General features: G+C 67.1%; 18 protein-coding genes. 11 read left to right on the top strand and 7 right to left on the bottom strand.

The genetic code is table 11. The features are described from left to right. Positions 1-66: 66 nt before the first annotated feature. On the bottom strand, positions 67-1,113 hold the full coding sequence (arsS, locus tag DLM85_RS16320; protein WP_207891050.1) for an arsenosugar biosynthesis radical SAM (seleno)protein ArsS: 1,047 nt from the start codon (positions 1,111-1,113) through the stop codon (positions 67-69). A gap of 305 nt (positions 1,114-1,418) precedes the next feature. Here arsS and DLM85_RS16315 point away from each other — a divergent pair, with 305 nt between their 5' ends. From DLM85_RS16315 to DLM85_RS16305, 3 genes are all read left to right on the top strand, one after another. Beyond that, on the top strand, positions 1,419-2,225 hold the full coding sequence (locus DLM85_RS16315) for a DUF547 domain-containing protein (RefSeq protein ID WP_111479191.1): 807 nt from the start codon (positions 1,419-1,421) through the stop codon (positions 2,223-2,225). A gap of 80 nt (positions 2,226-2,305) precedes the next feature. Continuing rightward, a complete protein-coding gene (arsM, locus tag DLM85_RS16310; RefSeq protein WP_111479190.1) occupies positions 2,306-3,274 on the top strand; it encodes an arsenosugar biosynthesis arsenite methyltransferase ArsM in 969 nt (322 codons plus the stop codon). 364 nt (positions 3,275-3,638) lie between these two features. After that, positions 3,639-5,702: an alpha amylase C-terminal domain-containing protein gene (locus tag DLM85_RS16305; protein WP_111479189.1), complete on the top strand. Its 2,064-nt coding sequence runs from the start codon at positions 3,639-3,641 to the stop codon at positions 5,700-5,702. Positions 5,703-5,968: 266 nt separating this feature from the next. Here the strand turns inward: DLM85_RS16305 and DLM85_RS16300 are convergent, their stop codons facing one another. Further along, positions 5,969-6,457 carry a YdeI/OmpD-associated family protein gene (locus tag DLM85_RS16300; protein WP_111479188.1) on the bottom strand — a complete coding sequence of 163 codons (489 nt, stop codon included), beginning with the start codon at positions 6,455-6,457 and terminating at the stop codon, positions 5,969-5,971. Positions 6,458-6,469: 12 nt separating this feature from the next. Further along, positions 6,470-7,579, bottom strand: coding sequence for a glycosyltransferase family 4 protein (locus DLM85_RS16295; RefSeq protein ID WP_133257101.1), 1,110 nt, complete (start codon positions 7,577-7,579; stop codon positions 6,470-6,472). A 233-nt stretch (positions 7,580-7,812) separates the two neighbouring features. Here DLM85_RS16295 and DLM85_RS16290 point away from each other — a divergent pair, with 233 nt between their 5' ends. The 3 genes from DLM85_RS16290 to DLM85_RS16280 all read left to right on the top strand — a co-directional run bounded on the left by DLM85_RS16290 (position 7,813) and on the right by DLM85_RS16280 (position 11,738). Further along, positions 7,813-10,287, top strand: coding sequence for a glycoside hydrolase family 31 protein (locus DLM85_RS16290; RefSeq protein ID WP_243635998.1), 2,475 nt, complete (start codon positions 7,813-7,815; stop codon positions 10,285-10,287). Positions 10,288-10,384: 97 nt separating this feature from the next. Continuing rightward, positions 10,385-10,885, top strand: a complete 501-nt coding sequence (locus tag DLM85_RS16285; RefSeq protein WP_133257100.1) for a hypothetical protein — start codon at positions 10,385-10,387, stop codon at positions 10,883-10,885. Then, the gene (locus tag DLM85_RS16280) at positions 10,857-11,738 is read left to right on the top strand and encodes a tetratricopeptide repeat protein (RefSeq protein WP_111479185.1); all 882 of its coding nucleotides are present in this window, start codon (positions 10,857-10,859) and stop codon (positions 11,736-11,738) included. The genes DLM85_RS16285 and DLM85_RS16280 overlap by 29 nt, the downstream gene beginning before the upstream one ends. Before the next feature lie 19 nt (positions 11,739-11,757). On the opposite strand, the gene DLM85_RS16275 is transcribed toward DLM85_RS16280, so the two are convergent. From DLM85_RS16275 to DLM85_RS16265, 3 genes are all read right to left on the bottom strand, one after another. Further along, complete coding sequence (locus DLM85_RS16275) at positions 11,758-12,852, bottom strand: esterase/lipase family protein (protein ID WP_165822169.1); 1,095 nt, start codon at positions 12,850-12,852, stop codon at positions 11,758-11,760. Positions 12,853-13,222: 370 nt separating this feature from the next. Then, positions 13,223-14,173 carry a T9SS type A sorting domain-containing protein gene (locus tag DLM85_RS16270; RefSeq protein ID WP_111479183.1) on the bottom strand — a complete coding sequence of 317 codons (951 nt, stop codon included), beginning with the start codon at positions 14,171-14,173 and terminating at the stop codon, positions 13,223-13,225. 275 nt (positions 14,174-14,448) lie between these two features. Continuing rightward, complete coding sequence (locus tag DLM85_RS16265; protein ID WP_165822168.1) at positions 14,449-15,234, bottom strand: rhomboid family intramembrane serine protease; 786 nt, start codon at positions 15,232-15,234, stop codon at positions 14,449-14,451. A 130-nt stretch (positions 15,235-15,364) separates the two neighbouring features. Between DLM85_RS16265 and DLM85_RS25530 the strand changes: the two genes are divergently transcribed. The 5 genes from DLM85_RS25530 to DLM85_RS16240 all read left to right on the top strand — a co-directional run bounded on the left by DLM85_RS25530 (position 15,365) and on the right by DLM85_RS16240 (position 18,478). Continuing rightward, positions 15,365-15,724, top strand: a complete 360-nt coding sequence (locus tag DLM85_RS25530) for a hypothetical protein (RefSeq protein WP_165822167.1) — start codon at positions 15,365-15,367, stop codon at positions 15,722-15,724. A gap of 144 nt (positions 15,725-15,868) precedes the next feature. Continuing rightward, positions 15,869-16,081, top strand: a complete 213-nt coding sequence (locus tag DLM85_RS16255; protein ID WP_111479180.1) for a hypothetical protein — start codon at positions 15,869-15,871, stop codon at positions 16,079-16,081. A 47-nt stretch (positions 16,082-16,128) separates the two neighbouring features. Further along, positions 16,129-16,383 (top strand): hypothetical protein, encoded by a 255-nt coding sequence (locus DLM85_RS16250; RefSeq protein ID WP_111479179.1) that lies wholly within the window; start codon positions 16,129-16,131, stop codon positions 16,381-16,383. Positions 16,384-16,496: 113 nt separating this feature from the next. Then, entirely contained in the window at positions 16,497-17,798 is a 1,302-nt protein-coding gene (locus tag DLM85_RS16245; RefSeq protein WP_111479178.1) for a serine hydrolase, read from the top strand. A 50-nt stretch (positions 17,799-17,848) separates the two neighbouring features. Beyond that, entirely contained in the window at positions 17,849-18,478 is a 630-nt protein-coding gene (locus tag DLM85_RS16240) for a M15 family metallopeptidase (RefSeq protein WP_165822166.1), read from the top strand. 291 nt (positions 18,479-18,769) lie between these two features. Here the strand turns inward: DLM85_RS16240 and DLM85_RS16235 are convergent, their stop codons facing one another. Continuing rightward, on the bottom strand, positions 18,770-21,202 hold the full coding sequence (locus tag DLM85_RS16235) for a glucuronyl esterase domain-containing protein (RefSeq protein WP_111479176.1): 2,433 nt from the start codon (positions 21,200-21,202) through the stop codon (positions 18,770-18,772). Positions 21,203-21,465 lie beyond the last annotated feature (263 nt).

The following is a 21,465-nucleotide window of genomic DNA, read 5'->3' as shown; positions in this document are numbered from 1 at the left end:
AGATGTCTCGACAAGCTCGACATGACGTTCCTGGTGCTGGCTGAACGAAGCAATAGCAAGGCTTGCTTACGCCGTGGTGCCGCCGCAGCTGGAGCCGGCACCGGCCGTGCAGCCGTAGCAGTGCTGGTTGACCACCACGGCGCGCTCGGCCAGCCGGGCCGCGTCGAAGTCGCGGATGTGGCGCACGGGGCCGGCCACGGGCAGGTCGAGCATCTGGTTGAAGTCGCAGTCGTAGAGCTGCCCGTCCCAGCCCACCGACACGGTGCTGCGGCACATCACGCCGGCGGCGGCGGCGGGGTTGAACGACGTCACCAGCTTTTCCATATAGGCCGCGTAGTTGCCCGATTCGATGAGGTAATCGAGGTAGCGGCTGATGGGAATGTTGGTAATGGCGAAGAGCTGGTTGAACACGATGCCGTGGTCCTTGAGCAGGGCGCGCTTGAAGTCGCGCTCCAGCCCGACCTGCGAGGACGGCATAAACGCCCCGGCGGGATTATACACCAGGTTCAGCGTCAGGCCGCTGCCTTCCTGCCCGTAGCCCACGGCGTTGAGCATTTTCAGGGCCCGCACCGAGTCCTCAAACACCCCGTCGCCGCGCTGCCGGTCGGTTTTGCTGGCGTTGTAGAAGGGCAGGGAGCTGACCACCTCCACGCCGTGCGCTTTGAAAAACTCCGGCAGGTCGTGGTACTTCTTGTTGGCCACGATGATGGTCAGGTTGCAGCGCACGATGACGTGGCGGCCCAGGGCCCGGATCTGCTCCACAAACCAGCGGAAATCCGGGTTCATCTCGGGCGCGCCGCCCGTCAGGTCCACCGTCGCAATGTCGCTCTGGGCCAGCGCGTCGAGGCAGAGCTGCATGGTCTCGCGGGTCATGATTTCCTTGCGGTCCGGCCCGGCGTCGACGTGGCAGTGGCGGCACACCTGGTTGCACATTTTGCCCACGTTTACCTGCAGCACCGCCGAGGCCAGCGGCCGCAGCGGAAACAGCCCGGCCTCGCGCATTTTCTGGGCGAACGACGGCAGGTAGGCGCCCGCGGCCTGGCCGGGCTGCAGCACGGTGAGCTGGTAGGCCGGGTCGGCGAGCTGGCTGCCGGTGGCTTTCAGGGACTTGATCATGAGCAAAAAAGGCAGCGGCCCGGGCGCCGAGGCTGGCAAGACGGTGGAAAGCAGAGGCCGGCCGCTGGACGGTGGCTACCTACGAACAACGGCCGACCGGCAGATGTTACCCGCCCCGTTATTTGGCCAAAGGTAGCCGCCACCGGCGCGGCCCGCCCGGCCCCGCGGGCCCGCGGGGCCAAGTGCGGCTTTGTCGCGGAAAACCTTTGCGGCCGGCGCCGGGTTGGGGGCTAACCACCCGCCGCGCCAAAAGCTGGTCGGGCCACGTCTGCCCGCGCCCCGGCTTCCGTATGTCTGCTGCCATGAAATTACTGACGACTTCTTTGCTGCTGGCGGCCCTGACCACCGGCACGCTCGCGGCCCTCGGGCTGAGCCACGGCCGCCTCAACCCCGTGCCCGCACCCGCCTACGCCGTGCCCGCCGGCAGCGCCCCCGTCGACCACGCGGCCTACGACCGGCTGCTGAAAAAGCACGTCAACGCCAAGGGACTGGTGGATTACCGGGGCTTCAAAGCCGACGAAAAGGCGCTGAATCAGTACCTGGCGCAGCTGAGCAACAACCCGCCGGCCGCCAGCTGGAGCAAGCCCGAGCAAATGGCCTACTGGATCAACGCCTACAACGCCTACACCATCCGCCTGATCCTCGACCACTACCCGGTGGAAAGCATCAAGGACATCGGCTCGAAAATCAAAATTCCCTTCGTCACCACGCCCTGGGCCGCGAAGTTCTTCAGCATCGGCGGCGAGAAGATGAGCCTTGACGACATTGAGCACGGCACGCTGCGCAAGCAGTTCGATGACCCGCGCATCCACTTCGCGCTGGTATGCGCCTCGCTCTCGTGCCCGCGCCTGCGGCCCGAAGCCTACACCGCCCCGCGCCTCGACCGGCAGCTCGACGAGCAGGGCCGCGACTTTCTGCGCGACCCGGCCAAAAACAAAGTCGGCAAGACCCAAGCGCAGCTCTCCCGCTACTTCGACTGGTACCGGGCCGATTGGGAAAAGAACGGGCAGTCGGTGGCCAGGTGGGTGAACCGCTACGCCGCCACCCCGATGGACGCCGACGCCAAGGTGACGTACCTGGACTACAACTGGAGCCTGAACAAGCAATAGAAACGGGCCGCCGTTTACCAACCCCTCGGGCGCTGCCGGCCGCTACCGGGCCGGAAACCGGCGCCACTTCTCTTCTTCGAATGAGCTACTTAGAAACCACCGCCGACGTGTACCGCCAAGCGGCCCAGGAGCCCCAGGTGGGCCTGTGCTGCACTACCAACCCCGTCTGGCAGCTGCCCGGCCTCAGCATCCCGCAGCGCATGCTCTCGATGAACTACGGCTGCGGCAGCACCGTGAACCCGCGCGACCTGACGGGTAGCCCCACCGTGCTTTACGTGGGCGTGGGCGGCGGCATGGAGCTGCTGCAGTTTGCCTACTTCAGCCGCCGCCCCGGCGCCGTCATCGGCGTCGACGTGGTGCCGGAAATGCTGGAGGCCTCGCGCCAGAACATGCGCACGGCCGAGGAGCAGAACGAGTGGTTCCGCAGCGAGTTCGTGGATTTGCGCCCCGGCGACGCCCTGCACCTGCCGGTGCCCGACGAGAGCGTGGACGTGGCCGCCCAGAACTGCCTGTTCAACATCTTCAAGCTCGACGACCTGAAGCGCGCCCTGCAGGAAACCTACCGCGTGCTCAAGCCCCACGGCCGCCTCGTCATGTCGGACCCCACCTGCGAGCAGCCCATGAGCGCCGAGCTGCGCGCCGATGAGCGGCTGCGGGCCCTGTGCCTGACCGGCTCCCTGCCCCTGCAGCAGTACCTCGATTTGATAACCTCCGTGGGTTTCGGCACGGTGGAAGTGCGGGCCCGACGCGCCTACCGCGTCCTCTCGCCCCAACACTACGCCACCGACGAGCTGATTTACATCGAGAGCGTGGAGGTGTGCGCCATCAAGGACCCCATGCCCGCCGACGGCCCCTGCATCTTCACCGGTCGCACTGCCATTTACTACGGCGCGCAGGAGCTGTTCGACGACCAGAAAGGCCACGTGCTGCTGCAAAACCAGCCCCTGGCCGTGTGCGACAAAACCGCCGCGGCCCTGCTCGCCCTCGGCCGCGACGATATTTTCGTCTCGCCCTCCACTTACCACTACGACGGCGGGGGCTGCTGCTAGCACAATGTAGCGCGGGCTTCAGCCCGCGTCCGGCAGATAGTAATTCCCCGGCGTTCGGGTATTTGTCCGGCGACAATCGTTTGGACGGACGCGGGCTGAAGCCCGCGCTACCCCGCCCAATACTACAACCCGCCCGGTCGGCCCTGCGCCGGCCGGGCGGTTTTGGTGCGGCCGACGAAGCCACGGCCTGGGGCAAAAGCCGCCGGCGCCCGCGCCGCTGAAAAAATCTACAACGGCGTTAGCGCCGCCGCGCGGCCATTCAATCGTTTGCGCAGCCCGGGCCCGAGCTGGCCGCCCGGCGGCGCGGCTCCATTAGATGAGCCAGCGGGTTACATTTGCTTGAACCCAAACGCCTCCCGTGCCCATGGAAACTGCCGCTGCCGATACCCTGACCACGGCCGACCACCCCGCCGCCCCGCACCTGCCCCTGGTCCAGCACGACCCCTGGCTGGCGCCCTACGCCGCCGTCATCCAGCACCGTCTCGACCGGTTTCACGCCCGCAAAGCGGAAATCGTGGCCCAGGCCGGGGCGCTGACCAAATACGCCTGCCGCCACCAGCAGCTGGGCCTGCACTACGACGCGCGCCGCCGCGGCTACTGGCTGCGCGAGTGGGCCCCCGCCGCCCACGCTCTGTTTGCCGTCGGCGACTTCAATGAGTGGGACCGGGGCTACACCCCGCTCACCCGCCGCGACGACGGCGTGTGGGAGGTGTTCCTCTCGGAGCAGACCTTCCCGAACCTGACGCCCGGCTCGCGCTACAAGCTGCACGTGCACGCCGCCAACGGCCAGCGCGACCGGCTGCCCGCCACCGTGCGCCGCGTGGTGCAGGACGAGCACACCAAGGACTTCAGCGCCCAGATCTGGCGCCCCGAGCAGCCGTTTCAGTGGACCGACCAGCAGTTCCGCATCAATAACTACGTCAAGGAGCCGCTCATCTACGAGGCCCACGTGGGCATGGCCCTGGAAGAGGGCCGGGTAGGCAGCTGGCGCGAGTTTGCCGACCAGATTCTGCCCCGCATTCAGGAAGACGGCTACAACGTGGTGCAGCTCATGGCCGTGGCCGAGCACCCGTACTACGGCTCCTTCGGCTACCACGTGGCCAATTTCTTCGCGCCCTCGGCCCGCTTCGGCACGCCCGAGGATTTGAAGTACCTCATCAACGAAGCCCACCGCCGCGGCCTGGCCGTGGTGATGGACATGGTGCACTCGCACAGCGTCAAAAACGAAGCCGAGGGACTGGGCAACCTCGACGGCTCGGGCGGGCTGTACTTCCACGAAGGCCCGCGCGGGCAGCACCCCGGCTGGGACTCGCTGCTGTTCGACTACGGCCGGCCCGAGGTGCAGCAGTTTTTGCTGAGCAACCTGCGCTACTGGCTCGAAGAATTCCACTTCGACGGCTTCCGCTTCGACGGCGTCACGTCGATGCTCTACCACCACCACGGCGAGGGCACGGCCTTTACCGACTATGCGCAGTACTTCGGCCCCGAGGCCGACGAGGACGCCATTCTGTACCTGCAGCTGGCCACCGCGCTGGTGCGGGAGTGCAAGAAGTCGGCCCTGCTCATTGCCGAGGACATGAGCGGCATGCCCGGCCTGGCGCGGCCGGTGGAGGAAGGCGGCCTGGGCTTCGGCTACCGCCTGGCCATGGGCCTGCCCGACTACTGGATCAAAACGCTCAAGCACCAGCGCGACGAGGACTGGAGCATGGGTGGGCTCTGGCACCAGCTAACCAACCGCCGCCAGGGCGAAAAAACCGTAGCCTACGCCGAAAGCCACGACCAGGCTTTGGTCGGCGACAAGTCCCTCTCGCACTGGCTGCTCGACGCGCGCATTTACTCGGGCATGTCGCGCCTGCAGGAGGCCGACCTGCTTACCGCCCGCGGCGTGGCCCTGCACAAGCTCATCCGGCTGGTCACGCTCGGGGCCGGCGGCGAGGCCTACATGAACTTTATCGGCAACGAGTTCGGCCACCCCGAATGGGTCGACTTCCCGCGCGAGGGCAACAGCTGGAGCCACCACTACGCCCGCCGGCAGTGGAGCCTGGCCGACAACCCCGACCTCTACTTCCACAGCTGGCTGCTCTTCGACCGGGCCATGATTCAGCTGGAGCGCCGCACCCGCTTCCTGGCCGCGCCCACCCAGCTGCTGCACGCCGACGAGGACAACAAGGTGCTGGCCTTCGAGCGCGCGGGCCTCGTGTTCGTCTTCAACTTCCACCCCGAGCGCAGCCTCAGCGACTACCGCTTCTTCGCCGGCCAGCCCGGCAGCTACACCTTGCTGCTCGACTCCGACCAGCCCGAATTTGGCGGCTACGCCCGCATTGCCGCCGACGTGAAGCACTTCAGCCTGCCCGACGAGCACGGCACGCCTTTCCTGAGCCTGTACCTGCCCAGCCGTACCGCCCAGGTGCTGCAGCGCGGCAAGTAACACGCTATGCAAGCGGCGGCAGCACTGGCAGTCATTGCGAGGCGCAGCCGAAGCAATCCTTCCTCTCGCGGCACAAACGGCCCAACTGGCAGCAGACGAAATTCCGTTAGAACCAAAACAGCACCGCCCGCAACTGGAGTTACCAGTTGCGGGCGGTGCTGTTTTCGGGTAGTGGGTATTGCGTCGGCGGGGCTACTGGAGGAAGGATTGCTTCGGCTGCGCCTCGCAATGACTGCCAGTGCTGCCGCTGACCAGTACGACCAGTGCTAGCTGCGCTTACGGCCGGCCTTAATCATTTCTACGGCCTTGCTGATCCGCTCGAAGCGCGTTTCGGTCTTCTTGGCCGACTCGATCCAGCGGGTGTATTCCTTTTGATGCGTGTAGGCCAGGTCGTCGAAGCGCTGGCGGATGCCGGCTTGGCTGAGGGCGCGGGCGAAGTCCTCGGACACCTCGGCCATGCGCGGCTCGGTGTCGCGGGCCAGGGCCACCTGCACCCGGTTGCCCCAGGTTTTGCCGATGGCGCCGCGGATCTGCTTGGGCACGCCCAGCAGGTGCTGCCCGTCGCCCATGGGGGCCAGGGAGCCGCGGTAGGGGAAGCCGTCGAAGGTCGCCAGCACTTTCACCTGCCCGCGGGTGCCGTAGGCCTCCTTCACGTCGAAAGGAATGATGACGAACACGCCGCCGTTTTCGCTTTCGAGCTCCAGCTCGGCGTCGAAGGTGTGCTCGGGGGTGAAGGCGGGAAAATCGGAGGGCATTGCAAAGGGTAGTTAATGGGAAAATCGGGAGTCGAGGACCAAGGCAGCGGCCAGCTCGGGGGCGCCGGCGGGCAGCACGAACACGCGGCTGGCGAGCTGCTGGTAGCGCTGGCGCAGGCGGGCCGCCATGGCGTCGTCGGGCACCAGGATGCGGTCGGCCTGGGGCAGGGTGATGCGCTCCAGGGCCTCTACCCAGCCCCGCTCGGCCGGCGTGGCCAGGTCGGTGGCCAGCTGCGTGACCTGCAGCACCAGCGGGCGGCGCGTGAGCTGGCGCAGCTCCACGCCAGCCAGCCAGGTGTGCCAGTCGGGTGCAAAGATGACCTCAAAAGTTGACTCGTGCGCCAGACGGGCGGCGTGGCGGGCGTACTGGATGATGCGGAAGTTGAGGCCCGCCGCATCGGGCGGGGCCGCCAGCAGCGCCACGTCGTCGGCGTCCAGCGCCGGGTCGGCGAAGGCGGCGGGTTCGGGCCGCAGCTCGGCCGCAGCCGGCGCAGGGGCCGAATCGGCGGGCGGGGCGGGTATTTCGGCTGCAAGCGGCAGGGGAGCCTCGCTGCTAAGCTCAGCCGCTTCGGCGGGGCCGGGCTCGGCGGCCGGGGCCACATCGGCGGGCAGAGCTGGCGCCGGAGCGGCTGCCGTGGCCGGCGAAGCGGGCATGGCCGGTAACGTGCCGACAGGCAGACGGTAATCCGGCACGGGCGCGTGCAGCAAGGCACTATCGGCGTGGTGGGCGGCGCCGATGTAGGGCGCCGCGGGCACGGCCATGGGGCGGTCAGTCGTAGCAGTGGCCGGGCCGGAAGCGGCGGCGCGGGCGGTGGTTTCGGCCGGTGCCGCGCTGCTGCCCACGTAGGGCGCGGCGGGCACGGCCACGGGCTGCGGCTGGCCCACGCCCCGGCCCACGTAGGGGAAAGCCGGCACGCGGTGGCCCAGCGTGGGCAGCACGGCGGGCAGCGGCGGGGCCACGTCGAGGGAGCGGCTGCGCGGCGCGGCGGGCGCGGTCAGCGGGGCCGCCGTCCAGAGTTCAGTAGCAGAGGTAGCGGATAATTGGCGGGCTAGGGGCAGGGCGGCGGACGTATCATCCCAGCCCAACAGCAGCACGGACGACGGGGCGGCAGGCATCGGCATAGAACGGTGTACGTGGGCCACGAACCTACGGCCGCCCGCGCCCCCAAACAAGCTCGCTCCTCGGAAACGCCGGCAAACCGGTCGAAACGAAGGGAATCTTGGGAAAACCAGCGGAAACGCGCCGGTGCCCGCCGAAGCCCCGCAAAACCTCCGTATTTTGCGGCTTCCTTCCGCCGGAACCGCTCCGGCGGAAGTTTTTTTTCTCTCCGCACCTCCTTGCTCCGCCTGAACCCATGGCCGATTCGTCGATTCAGGATAACAACTACATGCTCAACGACCTGGCCCAGAAGGGCCGCCAGGAATTCTTTCCGGGCCAGGTCATTCGCGCCGAAGTCGTGCCGGGCACGGCCGACTTCCGCTTCACCTGTGACAACGGCGTGGTGCTGCTGGTGCAGGTCATCAGCGACAAGATTGTGCGCTTCCGCTACAGCACCGACGGCTACTTCGCGCCCGATTTCAGCTACGCCTTCGAAGGCGGTGCCCCGCCGCGCCAGCCCACCAGCATGCTGGAGTTCGTGGAAAAGGACGACCACTACCGCCTCACCACCGGCCGCGTCATCTGCATCGTGGGCAAGGAAAGCCTGCACATCCGCCTGCTCAACCGCTCCGGCATCGTGCTGCTGGAGTACGAAAAAGGCTTCCACTGGGAGTACGACTGGGACTCCGGCAACGACATCGTGAAGATGAGCCAGCAGGTGCAGCCCGGCGTGCACTACTACGGCCTCGGCGACAAGCCCGCCAACATGAACCTGCGCGGGCAGCGCTTCTGCAACTGGGGCTCCGATACCTACGGCTACGAAAAAGGCTCCGACCCGCTCTACAAGAACATTCCCTTCTTCCTCGGGCTGCACCAGAAGCTGGCCTACGGGCTGTTCTTCGACAACTCCTTCAAGAGCTACTTCGACTTCGCCGCCGAGCGCGCCGACGTGACCAGCTTCTGGGCCCACGGCGGCGAGATGAACTTCTACTTCATCTACGGCCCCACGCTCACCGAAGTCACCCAGGACTACACCAAGTGCCTGACGGGCACGCCCGAGCTGCCCCCGCTCTGGGCCCTGGGCTACCACCAGTGCAAGTGGAGCTACTACCCCGAAAAGCTGTTCAAGGGCATCGGCGCCGAGTTCCGCAAGCGCCGCATCCCCTGCGACGCCCTGTACCTCGACATCGACTACATGGACGGCTACCGCTGCTTTACCTGGCACCCGGAGCACTTCCCCGAGCCGAAAAAGATGGTGCAGGAACTGGCCCAGGACGGCTTCAAAACCATCGTCATCATCGACCCGGGCATCAAAATCGACCCGAACTACCCGGTCTGGCAGGAGGGCTTCGAGCAGGGCCACTTCTGCCGCCGCGCCGACGGCCCGCTGATGAAGGGCTCGGTGTGGCCCGGCCTCTGCCACTTCCCCGACTACACCAGCCCCCGGGTGCGCGAGTGGTGGGCCGGGCTGTTTCAGGGCCTGATCGAGGACGTGGGCGTGCGCGGCGTCTGGAACGACATGAACGAGCCGGCCGTGTTCGAGAAGGGCACCTTCCCCGACGACGTGCGCTTCAACTACGACGGGCACCCGGCCTCGCACAAAAAGGCCCACAACGTGTACGGGATGCAGATGGCCCGCGCCACCAACGAGGGCGTGAAGCGCTTCAGCTACCCGCGCCGGCCCTTCACCATCACCCGCAGCACCTACGCGGGCGGGCAGCGCTACTCCTCGGGCTGGACGGGCGACAACATTGCCTCCTGGGAGCATCTGTGGCTAGCCAACATCCAGTGCCAGCGCCTGAGCATCTCGGGCTTCAGCTTCATCGGCAGCGACGTGGGCGGCTTCATCAACACCCCCGACGGCGAGCTGTACGTGCGCTGGGTGGCCCTGGCGGCCTTCCACCCGTTCTTCCGCACTCATAGCAGCGGTGACCACGGCGACCAGGAGCCCTGGTCTTTCGGTGAAGAATACGCCGACCTGGCGCGCCACTTCATCGAGCTGCGCTACCGCCTGCTGCCGGTCATGTACACCGCCTTCTGGCAGTACGTGCAGCACGGCACGCCCATTCTGCGCCCCCTGGCCTTCCTCGATCAGTCGGACCCGCAGACCTACCAGCGCATGGCCGAGTTCGGGGTGGGCGACCATCTGCTGGTGTGCCCCATCACCCAGGCTGGCGTGGATGGCCGCTGGATGTATCTGCCCCGCGGCAAATGGTACTACTGGTGGACCGACGAGCAGAAGGACGGCGGCGCCGAAGTATGGGCCCCGGCCGGCCTGGAGCGCATTCCGGTCTACGTGCGCGCTGGGGCCGTAGTGCCTGCCCGCCCCGTGATGCAGTACACCGACGAGCACCCCGTCACCGAGCTGGCCCTGCACATCTACCACCTCGAAGGCCAGGAAACCAGCACCCTTTTCGACGACGGCGGCGAAGGCTACGGCTATCAGAACGGGGAAGCCACCGTGCGCACCTTCACCACCACCGGCACTGTGATGAGCCTGAAGGTGCAGCAGCACACCGAGGGCGACTGGGCCCCGAGCTGGCGCACCTACCGCGTGGTGCTCCATGGCCTGCCCGTAACCGCTGAGCAGCTGACGGTGACCGTAGACGGCGCCGCCGCGCCCGTGCGCCTGGCGCCTTCCGCCACCGGCGGCCAGGAGCTGCCCCAACTCACCGTGCCCGCCGATTTCCGGGAGCTGATGATTCAGACCACCGCGCCGGCGAAGAAGTAGGCGGGTTCGAGCCAATGAAAAAGCCACCTTGGGTAATTCCGGGGCGGCTTTTTTTGCTCGCAGCCGACTCTAAGCGCCGGTGCCGTAACTATGCACCATGACTTTACTTCCGCGGATGGCCGGGCTGCTGGCTGGGGGCGCGCTGCTGAGCTTGCCGGCCCTGGGTCAGCGCGTGACCACGCCCCAGGGCGAGTACATGGATACCACCCGGCGGCTGAACCCGAAATGCCCCGGCGTGTACCCGTACTACTACAGCGTGAAGCTGAAGTACCCGCGCAGCTCGGCCACGCTGCGGGCCGAGGCCCAGGCATTTCTGCGGGCGCGGGGCGGCCACTACGCCGGTAGCGGCTACATCACCTTCCGCTTCGTCGTCGACTGTGAGGGCCGGCCGCTGCCCCGCACGCAGGTGCTGCAGACCGATGCCGCCTACCAGCCCGCGCACTTCGCCCCCCGGCTGGTGGAAGAGCTGTACGCCTTTGTGGGCACCCTGCGCGAGTGGCCCCGGGCCAAGCGGCCCGGCAGTGGCGAGGCCGTGAATTACATTGCCCTGGTTTCATTCAAACTTACCGATGGTCAAGTCGTTGCTGTGCTGCCTTAGCCTGCTGCTGAGCCTGAACAGCTGCCAGGGGCAGAGCGCCCCGGCCCAGCAGCCCGCCGCCGACCCCTGCGCCAACCGCCGCTACCAGGATAGCCTCGTCACGCGCTACCAGGATAGCCTCGTCACGCGCTACCTGGAAAACGGGGCCCAGCGCTTCGGCTACAACCACCCCAACTGGGAGAAGTACTGCGACAGTCTCATTGCCGCCTGCCCCAACGTGGCCGAAGCCTACCGCGAAAAGGCCATTCCTTACCTGAAAAACGGCGACTACGCCCGGGCCTTTCCCCTCGAAGACCGCGCCGTGGTCCTCGACCCCAAGCGCAACACCGCCTACCGGGCCTTCCTCAAGTGCATCTTCACCAAGGACTACGCCGGGGCGCTGGTGGATTTTGAGCGGGCCGAGCAGCTCACGCCCGGCGGCTACGAAATGGACCATACGTACTGGTTTTACCGCGGCCTCTGCCACCTGGAGCTGGGCCAGCTGGAGCAGGCCGCCGCCGCCCTGCAGCGCGATGTGGCCGCCCAGCAGGGCGGCGACCAGCGCCGCGAGCCGCACTTCAATACTCTGTTTTACCAGGGCGTGGTGGAGCTGGAGCGCCGCCGCTACCCGCAGGCCGAAGCCCTGCTAACCGCCTGCCTGCGCATCTACTCCAGCTTCCCCGACGCGCACTACTACCTCGCGCTGGCGCTGCGGCAGCGAGGCCAAGACGCCGCGAGCCGGCAGCACCTGCTGCTGGCCCGCGCGGGGCTGCAGAAAGGCTACGGCCTGAACGAAGACAACGTGTACTACGCCAATTACCCCCACCAAATCACGCGCTACGAAGTGGAGCAGGCCCTGCAGCCGGCTCCGTAGCGGAATGAATTGGCCCGGCTCAGGCCAGCGCGGTGCCCGCCAGCCGTGCCCGGATGTACTCGTACACGTCGGCGTCGGCGAGCAGGGTGCCGTGGTGCTGGCGCGGGAAGATGCGCACGTGTACCTGCTCGGCCCGGCGAAATACGCTGCCGGTGGCCGAATGGCCGCCCACCAGCCCGTCGCCGAAGTACTGGGCCAGGGCCGATTCGGCGTTTTTCAGCAGCGAGGCGGCCAGCACGTGGTACTGCACGCCGGGCAGCGGCGGCACCTTGGTGCGCGGGGGCAATAGGTCGTCGGCGTGCGGGTTCTGCCAGTCTTCGTCCACCAGGCGGGCGTGGCGCAGGTCCCGGATGCCGCTGCTGCGCCGGTCGATGGTGTCGGCCAGCAGGCGGGCCAGGCGCAGGTCGAAGCGGCGCAGGGCCAGGGCCGTGAGGAAGCTGTGCTGCTCCAGGAAGGAGCCCTCGTTCGGCACGCCCAGCAGAAACACCTGCCGCAGGTACGTCAGCCACGGCGCGGCCGCGGCTGAGTCGGCCGCGGCTTCCCGGGCCTGGCGCAGCTCCTCGCTGGCGTAGTAGCCCGCCGAGCGAATCACCAGCCCGCCCATGGAGTGTCCGACGAGGGTGAGGTCCGTCACGGCGTCGGGCCAGGCCTGCAGCAGCTGGGTGAGCAGCTGGTGCAGGGCGCGGCCGTTTTCCGAGATGTGCCGGCCGGTGTTGTAGCGCACGTAGAGGCAGCGCACATGCGGCAGGTCGGCGGCCAGGCGCGGGCCGTAGCGCAGCAGGCCGCTGGGGCCGGTCTGCCAGATGTGCTCGTCGCCCATCAGCCCGTGCACAAACACCACCGTGGGCCGCGGGCCGTCGGTCAGGTCCAGGTCGATGGCGGGCACGTCGGCATCGTGGCGGCGGAAGCTCAGGCGAATGGCCCGCTGGTCGCCGCGCAGCGCCAGCTGGTCGCCGATGGCGCCGTTGAGGGCCGGCAACAGGAAGTGGCGGTAGCTGCGGCCGGTTTGGCGCAGGGCCTCCAGGCCGGCAAACGGGGCCGTGGCCGCGCGGCGCAGCGCGCCGGTGGTGCGCTGCCAGCGCGAAACCTTGTGGGCGGAGGAGTCCTGTGTCATCGGCAGTGAAGGTAAGGCCCCGGGCGCTTCCTGGGCCAATTTGCTAGGGTGAAGTCGCTGGGCGAACAAGTTGTTTAAACCGTTCGTCATCCTGAGGCGTGGCCGAAGGACCTTCCTCGCCCCCTGCACCAACTGACAAGCGCAGCCACTTCCGCCCTTTTGGCCGGGCCGCAGTGGCTGCGCTTCGTCGGCAGCGGCAGTGCGGGGTGCGAGGAAGGTCCTTGGTTACGCCGACCTTCGGTTCGCTCTGCTCAGGATGACGGGCGAATATTCAATACCGAAATCATCCAGCCACGTAGCCCGCCGCCAACGCAAAAAAAACCGCCGCCCGGCAACCCGGACGGCGGTTTCGCAAGTGGAATAAGGCCGGCTACTGCACCACCAGGCGGCGCGTGACGGCCCCCTGCGGGCCGCTGAGGCGCAGCACGTACACCCCGGCGGGCTGCCCGCTCAGGTCGATGCGGCGGCTGCCGGCGCTGGCCGTGCTGCCCTGGCGGAGCACGGTGCGGCCCAGCGCGTCAGTCACGGTGAAGGGCGCGCGGAGCAGGGCGGCATCCTGGCGGGCATCAAGGGTGAAGACGCCGTCGGGGCTGGGGTTGGGGAAGGCGGCCAGCTCGGGGCTGCGCTGGGCGTCGCGGGCGGCGGTGACGGCCGAGCCGACGGTGGTAAAGTCGTCGATGGTCAGCACGTTGCCGGCCGTGAGGTTGGAGTCGTCGAGGGCGCCGGAAAAGGCAATGATGTGGATGGAGTCGGGGGCCTGGTTGCTGACGTACTGCAGCGGCACCTGCAACTGGGTGTAGCTGGTTTTTTCCTGCAGCAGGTAGGCCTCGCCCAGGGCCAGGATGGTGGAGCGTCCGTTGACGTGGCGCGTCAGAAACACCAGCACCGAGGCCGAATCGTGGGCAATGTTGCTGCCGGTGAGCTTGTAGTGGCACTGCAGCGCCTGCGGACGGCTGGTGAAGGGCATCCCGGCGCCGTCGGTGGTGCCGCCCGGGTTGGTGCTGGGGCTGATGCGGTTGCCCAGAATCAGCATGCCCGGGTACAGAATCGGCGTGCTGAAAATGTTGATGGCCTTGGTTTCCAGACGGGCTGCAAAGCTACCGCCGTGCGCGTCGGTGGTTTTGGTTACCGCGTTTATCGTCAGCGGAATGGGAAATACGGCCTGCAGCAGGTCATCGGTGTTCTGCCAGTTCTGGGCCCGCTCGGCAGGGCCCGAGCCGGTCCAGGTTTCGAAGCCGCCGTTGGGGACGGGCGCGGATTGGGCCAGGGCGGCGGCAGCGGTGCCGGTGAGCAGGGCCAGGGAAAGTAGCAAGCGTTTCATAGCGGTAGGGTAGGGGTGAACGGGGTGTTTGTGCTCCGCAAAGTTCCGCCGCCGCTGCCCCGCGCACAATCACATCTTCGGGGGAGAAGGGCGTGGGAGGGGCGGAGGGCAGGACAGTAGGAAGGAAACAGAACGTCATGTCGAGCGCAGCCGAGGCATGACGACTTTTCTCATTCGATCAACGAGAAGATTAGCCCCCGAGCGAGATGTCTCGACAAGCTCGACATGACGTTCTTCTCCCTACCCAACACTTACCCTCACCCCCTCCCAAACTCCTACCCTCTTACCCTCATACCCTTGCTTAGCGGCCAGGCCAAGAGCGCCCCGGCCAGCAGCCCGCCGATGTGGGCCGCGTGGTCGATACCGGGCATCAGGCCGGTGGCGAAGTTGGCCCCCACGATGTAGAGGGTGTGGACAAACAGCGCCGCCCGGGCCGGGCGGCTGAGCCGGGCCGCATTGGTGGCAGTGAGCGTCAGCATGGCCCCGTATAGGCCAAAAATGGCTCCTGAGGCGCCCACGCTGTTGACCCAGCCGGGCAGGTGCCACCACAGGCTGGCCAGGCTGCCGCCCAGGCCGCTGAGCCCGTAGGCCAGCAGCAGGCGGGTGCGCCCCACCAGCGGCTCCAGCAGCGCCCCGATGACCAGCAACGCGTAGGTATTCAGCAGCAGGTGGGCCAGGCCGCCGTGCAGGGCGCAGGCCGTGAGCAGGCGCCACCACTCGCCGCGCACCACCAGCGGGGTGAAGTTGGAGCCCCAGCGGATGAGGTCCTGCCCGCTCGGGCGCAGCGCGTCGACGCCGCCGGCCACCATCAGCAGAAACACCAGCAGGTTCAGGCCGGCCAGGCCGAGCGTGACGGCCACGCTGCTCAGCCCGGGCACCGGTGTCGGCGGCGCGGGCGGGGCCGCCGGCTCGGGGTCGGGCACCTGCCCGCGCCGGTGCAGCTCGTCCCAGGCCGCCTGCACCAGCGCGGGCGCGAAGGCCTGCGGATGCTGCGTGAGGTAGAGCAGCTCCGCGTCGGTTTTGCGGGCAAAGGCCTCGGCTAGGGGCGAGCGGGGTTCCATGCCAGGCTGGCCCACCACAAGCCTGCCAAGCCGCTCGGGTGCGCCAACTTGGCAAGCCCGGCCGTAGGAACCGCCCTGGCAGCCTGCCGTATAGCCAGTAAGACCCTTTTCGTACCTAACCACCCCCACCATGACACCCGACCCCATCCAGGACGAGCCGTATAACCAGGAAACCAACCCCCGCCACGCCGGCCGCGAATACGAAGCCGAAGCCACCGCCTCGGGCCAGCCCAGCAGCGAGCAGGAGCGCCAGCCCCAGGGCCGCTTCGCCATGGGCGACCGAATGAACGTGCAGACCGGCGACAACGCCGACGATAACTCCGGCAGCGGCGGCAACGTGGGCGGCCGCGCCACCACCGGCCACAACGTGGCCCGCGGCACCCACTACGATACCCCCGGCAACGCCGCCGAAGGCGACGTGGGCGGCAGCACCGCCTCGGCCGGCACCGGTACCTCCGCCGGCCAGCCCGGCCAGGTGCCCGGCCTTTAGGTGATATAGTGAGTTGGTGACATAGTGAGTGTCGTGCTGGATGCGCGATAAAAGCCTCCTGAAGAGTACAGCCTCTATGTCACCACCTCACCACCTCACCACCTCACCACTTCGCCGCTTCAACTTCCCACACCACCCATTGCTATGAACAAAGGACAAGGTAATCCGACCAACCAGGAGAGCAGCGGCGCCAACAAAACCGGCGTCGCTAACAGCGGCCAGAATCAGTTTCCGCTGAAAAAGGACGCGCAGGACGCGGCCAAACAGCAGAACAAGCAGCCGGGCCCGGCCAGCGCCGGCTCGCAGGTCAGCGACGAAGCCAAGCACCTGCGCCGCAACGACGAGGCCACCGACTAAGGGCCCTTGCCGGTTCTCCATCAGTTCTTCCCATTCCCACCCGCACCATGAACCACAACCCGAACAAGCCCGGCAACGACCGCGGCAACCAGAACCCGCAGTCCGGCTCCAATGCCAAGGGCAGCAGCCAGCGCGGCGCCCAGCCGTCGGCCGACCAGCAAAACCAGGGCGGCGGCCAGGACAACGAAAAGCGCAAATCGACCAGCCAGGCCAAGGGCGAAACCACCAAGTACCCCAACAGCGGCCTCTCGCGCAGCTCCGCCAACGACGGCGGCACCATCGAAGATTCGCAGAACCAGTGAAGGAGCGAGTGAGTGAATGAGTGATTCTCACAACGACAACTACTTATTCACGGCGGCACTCATTCATTTCCCGTAAGCCGGTTCATCGGTGTCTGGAAGTATCTTCCGGCCTGATGAACCGGTTTTTTGCGCTCCTACTGCTGCTAAGCGCCCCGACAGCGCAGGCCCAACTGGCCAATCCGCTGAAGCAACTGCTGCGGCGCGACACCACCGCCGTGGTGCGGCAGGTGCGCCGCGACCCGGCTGCGTACCGCTTGCAGATTATCTACACGCAGATTCGGCGCGACGAGCAAGGGAAACCCACCTTTAAGTCGCACGCGTACCGGCTTCGGCCCGACGAATACTTCTACCCGGCCAGCACAGTGAAGCTGCCCGCCGCGGCCGCTGCGCTGCAGAAGCTGCGACGCTTGCAGCTCGGCCGCGAAACGCCGCTGCGCATCGACTCGGCCTTTGCCGGTCAAACCCGCGTGTTGGTCGACAGCACCGCGCCTGGCCGGCGCCCCAGCATCGGGCAGTACGTGCGCAAGGTGTTGCTCGTCAGCGACAACGACGCCTTCAACCGGCTCTACGAGTTTGTGGGGCAGGCGGAGTTGAACCACGACCTGCGGCTCTGGGGCCTGGGGCATACCCGCATCATTCACCGCCTCTCGGTGGGCGACAAGGAGCCTGGGTCGCGCCACACCAACCCCTTCGTCTTTTTCGCGGATTCGACCACCACCGCGGTGCGCTACCAGCAGCCCGCCGCCTTCAACGAAGCCCCGCTGCCCGTCCTGCCGATGGCCCCGCCGAAAGTGGGCCGGGCGTACCTGAGCGGGGAGCAGCGCATCGAGCAGCCCCTCGACTTCGGGGATAAAAACTACTTCCCCCTTGCCGAGCAACAGCAGCTGCTACGCGACCTGCTTTTTCCGGCGACGACCACGGAAGCCCTGCGCTTCAGCGTAGCTGCCGACTCCGTGGAGTGGGCCAAGAAACGGCCGGACCTCGCCGCCGCCGACTACGCCTTTCTGCGCAAGTACCTGAGCCTGCCGCCGCGCCTGAGCCGCTTCCCGCGCTACGACGCGCAGCACTACCCCGACAACTACGCCAAGTTCCTGCTCGTCGGCGGGCCGCCGGCGGCCCTGCCCGAGGGCGTGCGCATCTACAACAAAATCGGCCAGGCCTACGGCTTCCTCCTCGACAACGCCTGCATCGTCGACTCGCTGCGCGGGGTGGAGTTTATGCTCTCGGCCGTCATCTACTGCAACCAGGACGAAGTGCTCAACGACGATAAGTACGACTACGACACCGTGGGGCTGCCCTTCCTGCGCCGCCTCGGCCTTCTGGTGTACCAATACGAGCTGACGCGCACCGATGAGCGGCGCCGCCAGCAAGTGCGGGCCTACTGGTCGGCGCAGCAGGAGCGGGCCGCGCCCTGAGCCGGCCGCAGTAACTTGCCGCCATGTTTCTGCCCATCCTGCTCTGCGCTTTGACTACTCTTCCGCAACCCGGCCCGGCCCGCGTGACCGAGGCCGCCCAGTACCGCCAGCAGGTGCGCCAGGATGCGCGCCAGGAACTGGTCGACTTGGCGCAGCTCATTCCCGGCCTGCGGCTCGATATCCGCTACGCTACTACCCACAACCTCACCGGCCAGCGCATCTACCCCGAAGCCGCCGCCTTTCTGCGCCGCCCGGTGGCCGAAGACCTGCTCCGCGTGCAGCAGACGCTGGCCCGGCAGGGCTACGCGCTGAAAATCTACGACGCCTACCGCCCCTACGCCGCCACCGTGCGCCTGTACGAGGCCCTGCCCGATCAGACCTACGCCGCCCCGCCCACCCGCGGCTCCAAGCACAACCGCGGCTGCTCCGTCGACCTGGGCCTCATCGATCTGAAAACCGGCCGCGACGTGGCCCTGCCCACCGAGTTCGACGCCATGACGCCCGCCGCCCACAGCGACTATCAGCAGCTGCCCGCCGCCGCCATCCAGCACCGCGCCATTCTGCACCGGGCCATGCAGCAGCACGGCTTCCGGAACTACCCCGCCGAGTGGTGGCACTTCGACCACCAGGGCTGGGAGCAGTACCCGCTGCTGGACCTGCCCTTCAGCGCGTTGCGCTGAGGTGGCATGGCTGAAATAGAACGTTGTATGAATCAGCCCCCGTCATCCTGAGCGCCGCTGAACCGAAGGAAGGCGAAGCCAAGAACCTTTCTCGCCCCAGGCACCGCCGCCGCCTACGAAGTGCCGACGCTTTTTAGAGAGGTGCTACAATGCAAAAGCGCAGCCACCAACACCAGGGCGTTAGTGGCTGCGCTTTTCAGTTGGTGCAGAGTTCGAGCAAGATCCTTGGCTTCGCCTTCCTTCGGTTCGCTGCGCTCAGGATGACGTGCTAATAACTACACTGCTGCTGGGTTACTGCACCAGCACGCGCTGCGTCGCGGTCTGGTCGCCGTGGAAGCGCAGCAGATACACCCCCGGCTTCAGCTGCCGGCTCGGGATGCTGAGCGTAGCCTGATTACCGACGCTGACGCGCGTGAGTACCCGGCCGGTGACGTCCAGCACGTCGATGCTGCGCACGTGGCCGGGGTTGGCGGCCAGCTTGACGGTGAGGTGGTCGGTGGCCGGGTTGGGGTACACCTCGATGCCCGGCTTGGCCAGTGGATTGGCCGCGGCCGTCACGGCGCAGTTGGTGGCCGCGCCACCCTTGCCGCTGATGCTGGCCGTGGACGTGGCCACCACCAGCTTATCCAGCTGGGCGTTGCCGCCGGCGTTGTAGGCAATGGTCAGGGTGTGCGGGCCCACCGTCAGGGCGGCTTCTTTCAGCTTCAGCCAGCGCCAGCCGGCCGTGGCGCCCACTTCCTTCACGCTCACGTCGTCGATGTAGTAGGTGGTGGCCACCTGCCCCATGTCGAACAGGAAGGTGGTGGAGGCAATGGACGCGGTGATGGTCCACGTCACCTGCTGCCAGGCCGTGCCGATGGGCTGATCGGCCTGGTACTGCGGGCTGCTGGGGCCGGTGGAGAGGCGGATGGAGCCGCCCGCCGCGGCGGCCCGCACCCAGTACGAAATCTGGTACTGCTTGCCGATGGTGGTGGGGAAGGCCGTGCTGCTCACCTGCACCCGCCACTGGTTGCCGGGCTGGGCCGTGGGGTTCACCACCTTCATCGAGCCGGTGCCGCTGTGGGCCTCCGCCGCCACGGCGTTGGCCGTGATGGTAGCGCCGGTGGCGTTCAGCGTGGACCAGCCGCTCAGGCCGTTTTCAAAGCCGGGGTTGGTGGCCAGCTGGCTGGTCACGGCCTGAAACGCCTCGTTGTCCAGCTTCAGCCAGTAGCCGTATTCCTCCGTGGCCGGCACGTTCAGGCGGGCCAGGAAGCTGTAAGAGGCGGCGCTGTCGGCCCGGAAGGGCATGGTCAGGTAGGCCGAGGCGGCGGTGGGGGCGCTGGCGGGGCTGCTCAGGCCGCTCTGCACTTTCACGTAGCTGCCGCCCGAGGCCGAGGTATCGGCCACCACGCTCCAGCCCGCGCCCACCGTGGCGCACTCGGCCTCCAGCCAGTAGCGCTTGCCCAGCGGCTCGGCCGGCAAGATGGGCGTGCCGGTGCCCCACCACTGGTACCAGCGCACCGGGTTTACGCCCGGGAAGGGGTGCACGGCAATGGTGGTATTAGCTGAAGTGTTGCCCAGCATGAATTTCTCCACGAAGGCCTCGATGGCCGGCTGCTGGGTGGCGGGCACCGCGCAATGCCCGTGGGCCCCGTCGATGTAAAAGCCGAACCGGTCGGGAATGCCGAAGGTGTTCCAGACCTGCTGGGCCGCCTTGGCCGACACGTAGGCCGAGGGGTTGGCCAGCCACTCAAAATCGGTGTTGCCGGTCACCAGCAGGGCCCGCGGGGCAATCATCGCCATCAGCTCGTGGTGGTCGTGCGGGAGCTTGGCCACGTTGCTGTTGGCAAACTGCATCATGTCGTCCCGAAACCAGCGGTAGTCGGTGGCGCCGAGCTTTTCCACCGCGCCCAGGGTTTCCGACACGCGCCAGGCCGGGGCCCCGCCGCCGCCCGATTCCTGGGCAATGGTCAGGGCAATCCGCTCGTCGAAGGCGCCCGAAAACAGCGCCATCTTGCCCGCGTAGGAGCAGCCCGTCACGGCCAGGCGCTGCCGGTTGATGGGCAGCGAGGCCTGCACCAGCTCCAGCCCGTCGATCAGCCGGCTCACGCCCCAGGCCCAGGCGCTGTACTGCCCGGAGTTGGCCAGCGTCTGCGCCGGGTAGAGGCGGTAGTAGGGGTCGGTCAGCTGCGGGTTGCCGTAGGTCGTGACCTGGTTGTGGTTGAAGCGGATGGTGGCAATGCTGCGGCTGGTAAACACCGCCGCCGGAATGCTGCCCGTGGCGCTGTTCATGCCGATAACGGCCGGATACGGCCCGGTGCCGGTGGTCGGCAGCACCACCTCCGAGGTCAGCGTGAGCGTCTGCCCGTTCTCCGTCACCACCACCGTGAGCGTGCCGGTGCCGGCCGTGGTGCCGGCCGCGTAGGTGGCCGCAATGTTCTGGGGCCGCGTGGGCTTGGTGCCGATTTCGTAGTGCTCGATTTCGGTTTTGATTTCGTTGCGCCGGCACTCCCAGTCGCTGAAAGCAGTGGAGCGGGCCGAGTTGTCGGACTTCATAAACGGGTCCGGCAGCGGCTGCACCACGGGCAGCTGGCTGAAGGCGGGCAGGGCCGGGGCCGCGCAGCTGGCGCCGGTGTTTTCCAGGCTGTAGACCAGCGGCGGCGTCTGCTGCGCCGCGGCGCCCAGACTCAGCAGGCTCAGGCACAGGGAGAGGCCCCGGGCGGCCAGGGTAGAGGTGTTCTTCATTGGGAATTGGGAATGGGTAAGACGTGTAGCAGAGCGGAAGGCCAAGCAGGGTTGGCGCAAGAGGCGGCAGTAGGGCAGGGGCGTGGGACGATAGGCAGGGCGGGGGTTGACTGGTTAAAATTCAATTATTGATAGTTGAGATTCGCCAGGGGTAGGCATCCGTTAAAGGCTCCGTTCTACACCCGAAAAACCCATTTGATAGGAATATAACCTCACTTCTGCTCCGCGCTAGGGTTGCGCAACGCGGTGTATAAATGAAAGTA

It is taken from the genome of Hymenobacter edaphi (assembly GCF_003258365.1).
Lineage (GTDB): Bacteria > Bacteroidota > Bacteroidia > Cytophagales > Hymenobacteraceae > Solirubrum > Solirubrum edaphi.
This window is presented reverse-complemented; position numbering and strand designations above follow the sequence as displayed.